Source organism: Mesorhizobium sp. CA13 (assembly GCF_020165235.1).
GTDB lineage: Bacteria > Pseudomonadota > Alphaproteobacteria > Rhizobiales > Rhizobiaceae > Mesorhizobium.
Window position 1 is genome coordinate 33827 of record NZ_JAIUHS010000014.1, and the last position, 12077, is coordinate 45903.

General features: G+C 64.2%; 8 protein-coding genes. 5 read left to right on the forward strand and 3 right to left on the reverse strand.

The genetic code is table 11. The annotated features are described in order from the left end of the window. Positions 1–3: 3 nt before the first annotated feature. Complete coding sequence (locus tag LB566_RS25270) at positions 4–1419, reverse strand: amidase (RefSeq protein WP_224628372.1); 1416 nt, start codon at positions 1417–1419, stop codon at positions 4–6. 74 nt (positions 1420–1493) lie between these two features. Here LB566_RS25270 and LB566_RS25275 point away from each other — a divergent pair, with 74 nt between their 5' ends. From LB566_RS25275 to LB566_RS25290, 4 genes are all read left to right on the forward strand, one after another. Further along, positions 1494–2333: a 3-keto-5-aminohexanoate cleavage protein gene (locus tag LB566_RS25275; protein ID WP_411910510.1), complete on the forward strand. Its 840-nt coding sequence runs from the start codon at positions 1494–1496 to the stop codon at positions 2331–2333. A 215-nt stretch (positions 2334–2548) separates the two neighbouring features. Next, the gene (locus LB566_RS25280) at positions 2549–3169 is read left to right on the forward strand and encodes a (2Fe-2S)-binding protein (RefSeq protein ID WP_224628376.1); all 621 of its coding nucleotides are present in this window, start codon (positions 2549–2551) and stop codon (positions 3167–3169) included. Position 3170: 1 nt separating this feature from the next. Continuing rightward, the gene (locus LB566_RS25285) at positions 3171–4190 is read left to right on the forward strand and encodes an FAD binding domain-containing protein (protein ID WP_224628378.1); all 1020 of its coding nucleotides are present in this window, start codon (positions 3171–3173) and stop codon (positions 4188–4190) included. Between the two features lie 2 nt (positions 4191–4192). Further along, the gene (locus LB566_RS25290) at positions 4193–6472 is read left to right on the forward strand and encodes a xanthine dehydrogenase family protein molybdopterin-binding subunit (RefSeq protein WP_224628379.1); all 2280 of its coding nucleotides are present in this window, start codon (positions 4193–4195) and stop codon (positions 6470–6472) included. Positions 6473–6672: 200 nt separating this feature from the next. Here LB566_RS25290 and LB566_RS30520 read toward each other — a convergent pair whose 3' ends face one another. Both LB566_RS30520 and LB566_RS25300 read right to left on the reverse strand, forming a co-directional pair. After that, positions 6673–8505, reverse strand: a complete 1833-nt coding sequence (locus tag LB566_RS30520; protein WP_224628597.1) for an ABC transporter ATP-binding protein — start codon at positions 8503–8505, stop codon at positions 6673–6675. After that, on the reverse strand, positions 8424–10421 hold the full coding sequence (locus tag LB566_RS25300; protein ID WP_224628381.1) for an ABC transporter ATP-binding protein: 1998 nt from the start codon (positions 10419–10421) through the stop codon (positions 8424–8426). The genes LB566_RS30520 and LB566_RS25300 overlap by 82 nt, the downstream gene beginning before the upstream one ends. A gap of 373 nt (positions 10422–10794) precedes the next feature. Here LB566_RS25300 and LB566_RS25305 point away from each other — a divergent pair, with 373 nt between their 5' ends. Continuing rightward, positions 10795–11814 carry an isopenicillin N synthase family dioxygenase gene (locus LB566_RS25305; RefSeq protein WP_140552391.1) on the forward strand — a complete coding sequence of 340 codons (1020 nt, stop codon included), beginning with the start codon at positions 10795–10797 and terminating at the stop codon, positions 11812–11814. Positions 11815–12077: the final 263 nt, after the last annotated feature.

The window sequence follows — 12077 nt, forward strand, 5'->3', positions numbered from 1 at the left end:
AGCTTACGGCGTGGCGTAGCCCGGCGGCTGTTCGAACAGGCCGCCGCACCGGATCTCGAGCGCCCGCCCGATCCTCAGCGCCAGCGGATCCTGGAAGCGGCGAACCGCGATCTGCAATCCTGCGGGCAGACCATTGACGAGACCGATGGGGACGCTGAGCGCTGCCATGTCGAGGAGGTTCACCATGCGGGTAAACGTCCCAAGCGGCGTCGTTGTCTCATCGATGTCGGACAATGGCGGCGCGGTAATCGGCGCCGTCGGCGTCAGGAAGGCATCGGCGCCCTCGAGATCGCGATGAAACTCGATCTGCGCGGCCCGGCGCCTTGCGATCAACTCGTGATAAGCCGCGAGGCCGATTTCCCTGCCCTTGAGAACCCGCATGCGGATCGCCGTGCCGACGACGCTGTCCGCGGGTTCCACATAACGGCCGAGATGATGCCAGGCTTCGACGGCCATGATGTCGCCGGCCAGGGCCTTGTAGGTGTCGTAAGATTGCGGCATCGGCATCCGATCGACCTTGGCGCCGAGCGCCTCCAGTTCGGCGACCGTGGAGTCGAAGCGGTCCAGTATGCCGGGGTCTACACCGGCGAGGTCCGCGGCCGAGGGGATGCGCAGGCGAACGCCCGATATGCTCCGCTCGAGTCCTTCGAGCGGCAAGGTCGGCGCCACCCCATAGGTTGCCGGATCGCCGGGATCGGGACCCTCGAGCGCGGCCAGCAGAAGGGCTGCATCCTGCACCGACCGGGTCATGGGACCGATGCTGTCGAAGGACATGGCAAGCGGCAGCAACCCGCCGCGCCCGACAAGGCCGAAGGACGTCTTCAGGCCCACGATTCCGCACATGGCGGACGGATTGCGGATGGAGCCCGTAGTGTCGGTGCCGAGCGCAACCGGCACCAGTCCGGCGGCGACGGCTACGCCCGAACCGCTCGACGATCCGCCCGGCGCGCGCGGGGTGGCGCTGTCACGCGGGTTCAGGGGCGTACCGGCGACCGGGTTGGTCCCCCAACTGCCGAAAGCAAATTCCACGGTGTGGACCTTGCCCAGCAGGATCATCCCGGCCGCGACAAGGCGTTCGATTGCCGTTGCCGTGGCGGTTGCGGGTTCGCCGGCAAGCGCTTTCGAACCTGCCAGGGTCGGATAGCCTTCGACGTCAAGCAGGTCCTTGGCCGCGAAAGGGATACCGTCCAGCGGCCCTTTCGAGGCGCCTCGACGGCGACGCTCGTCGGCTTCACCGGCGGCTTGGAGCGCAGCTTCGGGAAACAGCCGGACGAACGCATGCAGCGAATTGTCATGAACGCCGACACGATCCAGCGCGCGCCGGACGATCTCGGTCGAAGATGTGTTGCCATCGGCGAGCGCGCGGCCGAGTTCGGCGGCGGTGGCGAAGGCGGAAATCCCTTGGGCGGTGGCGTTCATGCTGTCCTACCTATGCGAGTCGGTGAAATGAAGCATGGAAAACCAGCTTGCGGGAGAGCCAATTGGGCCCGGAGATGAAATTGAAGCCGTTGCTGATCATGGTTGCGCCGAACGGAGCGCGCAGAACGAAGGCCGATCATCCGGCTCTGCCGATGACCGCCGACGAACTTGCCGAAACAGCGAGGCAGTGTCTCGCCGCCGGCGCCGCCGCCATCCATGTGCATGTCCGCGATGCTTCAGGCCGGCACACGCTTGACGCCGCGCTTTACCGGGATGCCATCGCGGCGATCCGGGAGCGGACGCAGGGCGTTATGGCGATCCAGATCACGACCGAAGCTGTCGGGCTCTATTCGCCACGCGAACAGATGGACCTTGTTCGGGCGCTTCATCCGGTCTCCGTCTCGATCGGCTTGCGTGAGATAATCAGCGATGGCGAGGCGGAGCCGGCCCGCTTCTTCGCATGGGCCGGCCGGGAAGGCATCGCGGTCCAGCACATTCTCTATGACCGGGCCGATCTCGACCGTTTCATCGATCTGCGGCGGCGAGGCATTCTGACGGAGCCCACAACCCCACGGCTGCTGTTCGTCCTCGGGCGCTATGCCGCCGATCAGGAAAGTCGGCCCGAAGACCTCGATGTCTTCCTTGAAGGGCTCGACGCGCATGGTCTTGAAGGCGCCGTATGGTCGGTCTGCGCCTTCGGACGGGGCGAAACCCTGGCGCTGACGGCGGCGATCGCGGCGGGAGGGCACGTGCGGGTCGGCTTCGAAAACTCTCTCTGGCACGCCGATGGCAGCCTCGCCCGCGACAATGCCGAACGGGTCGCCGCAATCGTCGAGGCCGCCGGTCGCACGGGACGCCCGATCGCTTCTGCCGCGCAGGCGCTTGATATTCTCGGAATTGCCCGCCAGCAGTGAGGGCCCTCGCACCTTGTTAGGGGATCGGCCATACGCCGAGAGTTCTGCAAATTCGCTAGGACGGGCACGGGCTCGAACGGAGCGCTCCGATCCTGCATCCAAAGCGGGCGGCTTGCCCTGCGAGCCGTCTTCCTTTTGCGTTTTATCGCGGATGGCCCGGAACAATGGCCACAATGAGGGGTTTGGTCGCGACGTAGCCAGCGACGGAGCCAGCGATGTCCAAGCATGTTCCCCCAAACTCCTCCGGTCTCAGCAGACGAAGCTTCATGACCGCGACCGTTTCCGCGGCTGCGGTGACTCCGCTTCTGGCCTCGACAGCCAGGTCCGAGGAGCCCCCGGCTGCTGCCGCCAAGCCATACGAGCCTGTCATGACAACACTGACCATCAACAAGCAGCCATACAATCTGGCTCTCGACAGCCGAACCAGCCTGCTCGACGCCTTGCGCGACCATGTCGGCCTGACGGGCACGAAGAAAGGCTGCGACCATGGCCAATGCGGCGCCTGTACGGTGCTGGTCGATGGCCATCGCGTGCTCTCCTGCCTCAGCTTCGCGGTGATGAACGAGGGCAAGGCGGTAACCACCGTCGAAGGCTTGGCGTCGACGGATGGCAGCCTGCATCCGATGCAGCAGGCCTTCATCGATCACGATGCGTTCCAGTGCGGCTATTGCACGCCCGGCCAGATCATGTCCGCGATCGGGTGCGTCGACGAAGGACATGCCGGTTCAGAGGACGACATTCGCGAATATATGAGCGGCAATCTTTGCCGATGCGCGGCATACCCGAACATCGTCGCGGCAATCGTCCAGGCCCGCGACCAGATCAGGAGAGCCTGAGATGCGTCCTTTCGTCTATGAGAGGCCCGCCAGCCTCTCCGCGGCGGTCGCCGTCGCCTCGCGCTCGGCCACCAGGTATCCGCCGACGCAAGCCCCCGCACAGTTCATCGCCGGCGGCACCAATCTCGCCGATTATATGAAACTCAACGTCGCCCGGCCGGAACGCTTGCTCGATCTGAATGGTCTCTCCGAACCGGCACTGCGGCGGATCGAGACCGGCGGTGAGGGTCTGCGCCTTGGCGCTCTTGTGCGGATGGGCGACGCGGCCGAGAATGCCGAGATCAAGCGTCGGTATCCGGTGATCGCGGAAAGCCTGCAACTGGCGGCAAGCGGCCAGTTGCGCAACATGGCAAGCCTTGCCGGCAACATCCTGCAGCGGACCCGCTGCGAATATTTCCGCGAAACCTCATGGCCATGCAACAAGCGCGAGCCCGGCTCGGGCTGCGCGGCGATGGAGGGGTTCAACCGCCAGCATGCCGTGCTAGGGACCAGTGAGAACTGCATCGCCACCTATCACGGTGATTTTGCCCAAGCCCTGATCGCGCTTGACGCCACGATTCATGTACAGGGGCATGGCGGGCGGCGAAAGATCCCATTTGCCAGCCTGCATCGCCTGCCAGGAGACAGCCCTCACATAGAGACCGACCTGGCGCCCGACGAGATCGTAACCGCCATAGAGGTGCCCGCCGGCGCATGGACCAGGCGTTCGCGCTATCTCAAGATCCGCGATCGGCAATCCTACGCCTTTGCCCTTGCATCGGCCGCGGTCGCCCTCGACCTCGACGGCGAGACCGTGAACGAGGCGCGCATCGCGCTTGGCGGCGTCGCGACCGTACCCTGGCGGGCGAGAGCGGCGGAGGAGACCCTGCGCGGCAAGGTGCTCGACGAGACAGCGGCGGCCGAGGCGGCCGAAGCCGCGTTCGCCGAGGCCCAGCCGCGTCGGCACAACGCGTTCAAGATAGAACTCGGCAAGCGAACCTTGATCAGGGGGCTGCTCGAAACCCGTGACATGAAGGTGTGATCATGAACGTCGCCGCTCCACAGCCGAAGGAAAATATGGGACAGCCGCTGCCGCGTATCGATGCGCGGCTGAAAGTGACTGGTCAGGCCGAATATGCGGCGGATCTCCCGGCCGCCAACATTGCGCACGCCGTGCTCGCGACGAGCAGCATCGCCAGGGGCAAGGTCGCCAGGCTTTACCTGGATGACGCGCGCTCGGTGCCCGGCGTGCTCGACATCGTCACCTATGGCGACCTCGACAAGGTCGAGACGCCGAAATTCGGCAACACCGGCGCGAGTTCTATCGGGCCGCTGCATGACAAGGCGATCTTCCACGACGGTCAGATCATTGCGCTGGTGGTCGCCGAGACCTTCGAGGCGGCCGAGGAGGCGGGGCAAAGAATCCGCGCGGACTATGCCGAGGAAAAACCGACTGCCAGTTTCGACATGCCGGGGACAAAGACCATCGACGCCGCCGGCAAAAGCCCATTGTTCAAGGAGGACGTCAAGGCCGGCGACTTCGATGCCGCTTATGAATCGGCCCCGCTGAAGATCGATGCGCGGTATTCGACGCCGACCCAGCATCACAACCCGATAGAGCTGTTCTCGACCACCGCTGTTTGGCAAGGCGACCAACTGACCGTTTACGAGCCCTCGCAGAACGTGACCGGCTGGAAGGTCGAGTTGGCGCGGCAATTGAGGCTCGACCCCGCGAATGTGCGCATCGTCTGCCCTAACGTAGGCGGCGCGTTCGGCTCGAAGGGGCCGATGACGGCGCGAACGGCCATCGCGGCTGTGGCCGCCAGGCGGCTTGGTCGGCCGGTGCGCTGTGTGGTCAGCCGCATGCAGGCGTTCGGCACCCAGACCTATCGGGCCGAAACCCGGCACCGCATCCGCATCGGCGCCGGCAAGGACGGCCGCATCACTGCTTTCGGCCATGAAGGCTGGGAGGTGACCTCGAGACCCGATTCCTATGTCGTCGGCGGGACTTCGGCCACCGGTCGCATGTATGCCTATGGCTCGGTGCTGACGCATGTCTCGCTTGTGCAGGCGGATCGCAACACGCCCGGTTATATGCGCTCGCCGCCCGAGACGCCCTACGTCTATGCGCTCGAGAGCGCCATGGACGAAATGGCCCTCGCGCTCGGCATGGATCCGGTCGAATTTCGCCGGGTCAACGAGCCCCAGAAGGAGCCGATCGGCGGCAAGCCGTTCTCCAGCCGGTCGCTGATGAAATGCTACGATCAGGCCGCCGATGCCTTCGGCTGGTCGAGACGGGATGCGAAAGTCGGCTCGATGCGTGACGGCGACTGGCTTATCGGCATGGGATGCGCGACGGCAGTCTACCCGACCGCGGCCGCGCCATGCGCGGCCCGCGTGCGCCTGACGGCCGAAGGAGACGTGCGCGTGCAGTGCGGCTCGCATGAAATCGGCACCGGTGTGCGAACCGTTGCCGGCCAGATGGCGGCGGAACGCCTCGGTGTCGACATCGGCAAGGTCGCCGTCGAGATGGGCGACAGCGCCTTGCCGCCGGCACCAGTATCGGGAGGTTCGATTTCCACCGCCAGCGTCTGTTCCGCAGTGCTCAAGGCGTGTGATGCTGTGCGCACGAAATTGTTCGCGGCAGCGGTCGCGGAGGGCGGGCCTCTTGCAGGCTCGCACAATGAAGAGCTGGACCTCCACGAGGGACGGATCCGCACCAAGGGCGGGGCATCGGCAAGCACTGCCGATATATTCAAGGCCATGCAGGTAGGCGCTATCGAGGAATATGCCGAATTCGCGCCGAAGGGCTCGACCCCCGAAGCGCTCAAGAAACTCTATGCCGGCCAGGCGGAATTCCACGGCGGCGAGTCCGATGAGGATTCGGTGAAATATGCGTTCGGGGCCGAATTCGTGGAGGTGCACATCAACAGTTACACCCGCGAAATCCGTGTGCCGCGCATTGTCGGGGCGTTCGCCGCCGGCCGCATCATGAACACGCGCACCGCGCGCAGCCAGCTGATGGGGGGCATGATCTGGGGCATTGGCCAGGCCCTGCATGAGGCGACCGAGATCGACACCCGCTATGCCCGCTACGTCAATCGCGACCTGCAGGATTATCTGGTACCGGTGAATGCCGACATCAGGGATCTCGAGGTCATACTCGTTCCGGAGATCGACCATGAGGTCAATCCGGCTGGTGTGAAGGGCCTGGGCGAACTCGGCAATGTCGGCACCGCCGCTGCCGTCGCCAGCGCCGTCTATCACGCGACCGGCAAGCGGATCCGCGACTTGCCGATCAGAATTGACGATCTGATCGTTTGAAGACCCTGGCGATGAGGAGTGCTGCGGCGCAACAGGCGCGGGTTTGTCCTCGCCCGAGTTCACTGCCTTGCGGATCGGGATGGCTGATGCGTCAGGAGACCTGACTGTTTCGTGCCAGGGTGATCGGAACAGCCGGAACCCTTCGTGCCCCATCGGACGGAACTGACCGTAAGAGCGCTCAGCGTTGGGTCGATGCGCGATCACGTCGCCTTGCCGACGGCCCCATCCATTTCCATCTCGCCTTCCGAAATGTCGTCGAACGAGGCGTAGTTCATGTTGTAGAGGCGGGCGTAGAGGCCCTGTCTTTGCATCAATTGGTCGTGGTTGCCGCTTTCGACGATCTCGCCGTTCTGCAGCACGATGATGCGGTCGGCGCCGCGGATGGTGGCCAGCCGGTGGGCGATGACCAGGCCGGTGCGGCCCTCCAGCAGTTTTATCAGCGCCTTCTGGATCAGCATCTCGGTGTAGGAATCGATGCTGGCCGTGGCTTCGTCCAAGACAAGGATCTTGGCATCGGCCACCAGGGCCCGCGCGAAGCTGATCAACTGGCGCTGGCCGAGTGAGAGATTGCCGCCGCGCTGCTCGAGTTCGGTGTCGTAGCCGTCGGGCAGGTCCTCGATGAAGTCGTGCGCGCCTACGGCTTGCGCGGCGCGCACCACCTCTTCACGGGTGGCATCGGTCTTGTGATAGCGGATGTTCTCCAGCACCGTGCCGGAGAACAGGAACGGCTCCTGCAGCACCATCGCCACTTGCTCGCCGAGCGAGTCCTGCGTGAGGTCGCGCACGTCATGCCCGCCGACCAGCACCTGGCCCGACCAGACATCGTAGAAGCGGTGCACCAGCGCCATCGAGCTCGACTTGCCCGAACCGGTCGGGCCGACAAGGGCCACGGTCTCGCCCGGATTGACGCGGAAGGAGATGTTCTTCAGCACCGGCAGGTTCTGCCGGTAACCGAAGGTGACGTTCCTGAACTCGACGGAGCCGTCCATGGCGCCCGACAGCGCGATGGCGCCTTGCCTGTCGTTGACCTCCACCGGCACGTCGAGCACTTCGGAGATGCGCTGCCCCGAGGCCATGGCGCGCTGCATGACGCTGTACTGCATGGTAAGCGAGCGGATCGGGTCGAAGAAGCGCTGGATATAGAACAGGAACGCCACCATGATGCCGACGTCGAGTTTGTGCGAGAGCACCATGGAGCCGCCGACGACGATGACCGTGGCCATCGCGATGCCGGTCAGCGTGTCGACGATCGGCACCATCACCTGCGCGTATTTCGCCGACCTCAGATGCGCATTGAGATTGGACAGCACCTTCTCGTCATAGAGGTCGAAATTGACGTGCTGGCGTTCGAGACTCTGTACCGTGCGCACGCCGTGAATGCCTTCGGCCAGAGCGCCGTTGGCGATGGAATTGGTTTCGTGCGCTGCCATGAAGGCGACCTTGGCGCGCGGCAGCCAGAACAGGCGCACGATGAACAGCATCGGCATGGTCGACAGCGTCAGCAGCCCGAGCCGGAAATCGAGCCACAAAAGCACGCTGACGATGCCGAACAGCAGCACGATATCGCCCACCGACATGACCGACGTTTCGAGGAATTCCTGCATCGAATTGACGTCGCCCTGCAGGCGCGACATCAGGCGGCCGACCTCGGTCTTGTCCATGAAGCTCAGCGAGACGCGCTGGAGGTGGCTGAACATGGCGCGGCGCAGATCCGACAGCACGTTCTCGGCTACCTTGCCGACGACGCTTTCCTGCACATGGCTGGCGGCATAGTTGATCAGGATGATCACGGCGAAGATGCCAGTCGCCCAGATCATCACCGACCGGTCGAGCCTGCCTGGCGCCATGCCATGGTCGATCGCGTAGCGGATGACCAGCGGGATCGCCAGTTGCGTCAGCGTGAACACCAGCACCGCCGCGACCGAGATGTAAATCCGCCCCTGATACGGGCTCACGAAGCTCCAGATACGCCGCACGATGCGCGGATCATAGGCTTTGCCGAAAACCTCCTCCTCGTCGCGGTGCGAGCCCACGACCGCCTTTGTCGGCCGCCCGCTTTTGTCTTCCTTCTCGTCATCGTCCTGCGTCGACATCGCGCGGCTCCCTCGAGCCGGTCGTCGTCCGGCCGCAGCTGCAGGTCGTAAAGCGCGCGGTAGCGTCCGCCGAGCGCCAGCAATTCCTCATGCGTGCCGCGCTCGACGATGCGGCCGCCCTCGACGAACAGGATCTGGTCGGCATGCATCAGCGAACTCAGCCGGTGCGAGATGATCAGCGTCACACGGTCCCTGGCGAAGCGCTTCATCGCCGCCCGGATCCGCTGCTCGGTGCCGGCATCGATCGCGGCGGTCGAATCGTCGAAAACCAGCACCGACGGTCGCAGCATCAGGCTGCGCGCGATGGTCAGGCGCTGGCGTTGGCCGCCGGAGAGCGACGCCCCGCGTTCGCCGACGACCGTGGTGTAGCCCGCCGGAAGCCCGATGATGTAATTGTGCAGCTGGGCATACTCTGCGGCTTGGCCGATGCGGGTCTCCCGCGCCCAGGGATTGCCATAGGCGATGTTGTTCTCGATCGAGGTCGTGAACAGGAACGCGTCCTGCTGTACCACGCCGACCGCCTTGCGCAGCGATTGCAGCGTGACGCCGCGGATGTCCTGGCCGTCGATGGTAATAGCGCCCGAGGTGACGTCATAGAAGCGCGGGATCAGGTGTGCGATGGTCGACTTGCCGCTGCCTGGCGGGCCGACGATACCGATCGTCTCGCCGGACCTGGCCTCGAAGGAAATGCCGGAAAGCGTCGGCCGCTCGCCCGCACCCTCATAGCGGAAGCCGACATCCTCGAAGCGCAGCACGCCGTCGCTGATGACGAGGTCCTTGGCGTCGGGCGCATCCTTGATGTCGAGTTCGGCGTCGAGCAGTTCGAACAGCCGCGTGCCGCAAGTCGAAGCGCGCGCGAAGGAGTTGACCATCAGGCCGAGCTGGCGAACCGGCATCTGCAAAATGGTCATGAAGGTGAGGAACTGGGCCAGCGTGCCGACGCTGATCTGGTCTGCCATCACCTTCTGGCCGCCGAACCACAGCACGAGGCCCATGGCGGCCAGGAACGAGAAATTCATGGCGCTGGTGTTGCTGACGCGGATATCGACGCGCTCATTGGCGAGGTCCAGCGCGTTTTGCTTGGCCCGATCGAACTTTTCCATCTCATGCTTCTGCGCCGCGAAAGCGCGCACGACACGGATGCCGCCGAGGTTCTCGTCCATCACCCGGCTCAGCACCGACAGCCGCTCCTGCAGCATCAGCCAGGTGCTGCGCAGCCTGAGCTGGGTAACCGAAGACCGCCAGGCGACGAACGGCACGAAGCTCAGGCTCAAGAGCCCGAGCACGAGATCGGTGCTGATCAACAGATAGGCGCCGACGCCGATCAGCACGCCAAGCAGCACCACGCGCAGTATGCCGGTGGAAAAGAACATGCGCACGCCGTCGAGGTCGAGCAGGCCGAGCGTGATGAGGTCGCCGGTGTGGACCTTGTCGTGGAAGGAGAAGCTCAGCCGCTGGATCTTCTCGTAGAAGGCCAGCCGCAGCTCATAGCCGGTCCGATGGCCGACCGCCTCGCCAAAATAGTTCTGTGCCATCGTGAAGAGGCCGCGCAGGATGCTGACGACGAGCAGCGTCAGCGCCGTATTCCACAGCGCCTGCTCGGCCGCGGCATTTGCACCGGCAGCCACCACGCCTTGCGCCTGGTCGATGGCGTGTCCCAGCAGGCGCGGAATGAAAAGCTGCAGCGTCGCGGCGATGAAGGTCGAGATGATGGTAATGGCGACCTGCCAAGGGTGGCGCAGCGTCATGCGCATGATGCGCAGCAAGGTGCCAAGGCCCTTGCCCCACGAGGCTTGCGCCACATGGGCAAACGATTTGCCGCGCCCCGCCGCGCTGCCGATTGCTTGCGTGTTCAAGGAAATTATCCAAACCGATCCGGACTTTAGCCCGGACGAATGAAACAGACTCAAATTCAAGTGGCGTGATGTTACGCGCCTCCCGCGCGGCCGTTCAAGGGCCAATGACGGCTTCGCACTGTGCCTGAAATGACGCACCGGTGTTTCGCGCAATGATCGCGCTCATCGTCAGGCTGCCCGCCCAAATAGAAAAATTGTTCGTCCCGGCGGCATCGAAAAGCCGATCGTTCCTTTCCCGGCGCACTGAACTCCGTGAGATTTGGGGCATCGATGGTGGCTTCGGCCGCTGGAAAAGGAGCAGCACATCCACGGGCCCGGTTTTCCGGGCGACGTTTTCAAGCAGCGCCCGGAAAGAACCCGGAAAGGAGCTGACATGCCCAGAATAGTGCCCGTGCTCGATCTGAGCCGTCTCGACCAAGGCGCGTCGGAGCGCCGGACGTTTCTGGCGGATCTGCGCTCCGCCTCGCGCGATATCGGTTTTTTCTATTTGGCCGGCCACGGCATCCCATGGGCCGACATCAGCGAGACTCTCGCCGCTTCGCGGGGTTTCTTTGCCTTGCCGGAAGCCGACAAGCTGTCGATAGAGATGGTCAATTCCTCGCAGTTCCGCGGCTATACCCGCGCTGGCGGCGAACTGACCAGGGGCAGTGCCGACTGGCGCGAGCAGCTCGACATCGGCGTCGAGCGCCCGCCCATCGCGCAAGGTCCGGGAATTCCTGCCTGGACGCGGCTGCAGGGCCCGAACCAGTGGCCGTCGGCGTTGCCGGAGCTGAAGCCGGCGCTGCTGGCCTGGCAGGTCAAGGCGACGGCCGTGGCCATTCGTCTGCTCAAGGCCTTCGCGCTGTCGCTCGACCAGGCCGAGGACGCTTTCGATCCGATCTATCGCGGCGAACCCAATCATCGCATGAAGATCGTGCGCTACCCCGGCCGCGAAGCGACCGGCGGCGACCAGGGCGTCGGCGCGCATAAGGATGGCGGCTTCCTGACGCTGCTGCTCCAGGACGAGAACAAGGGCCTGCAGGTCGACTATGACGGAAGCTGGGTGGACGTGGAACCGATTCCCGGAACGCTCGTCGTCAACATCGGCGAGCTGCTGGAACTCGCCTCGAACGGCTATTTGAGAGCCACCGTGCATCGCGTCGTGACGCCGCCCGCCGGCGTCGAACGCATCTCGGTGCCGTTCTTCTTCAGCGCCAGGCTCGATGCCACGATACCGCTGCTGGAGCTTCCCGAGGAATTGGCGGCGCAGGCGCGCGGGCCGGCCAGCGATCCCGACAATCCGCTGTTTCGCGATGTCGGAACAAATGTGCTGAAGAGCAGGCTGCGCTCCCATCCCGACGTCGCGCGGCGTCATTATGCTGATTTGCTTGAGCCCGAGACCCGGGCAGGCTGAGCCATTCGGCAGGTAGAAATTTTTGTAGGACAGCACGATTTTAGGATCCTATTCGTCGCCAGCGCACGAAAATGGGCTCAAGATAAAATTATCGTTCGAGGTTTCCTCCCATTCCTCCGAACGGTGTTCCCCTCTGAAGGTTATGACCTTCTTTCTGGCCGGGCCGTCTTCGCGCCCGGCCATTTTTCTTTGCCGGGAGCAGTTTTGGCGGCCTGGGAAGCGCGCCACGACGACACGCGATTTTCTTGGAGTGCTTTCTCTTG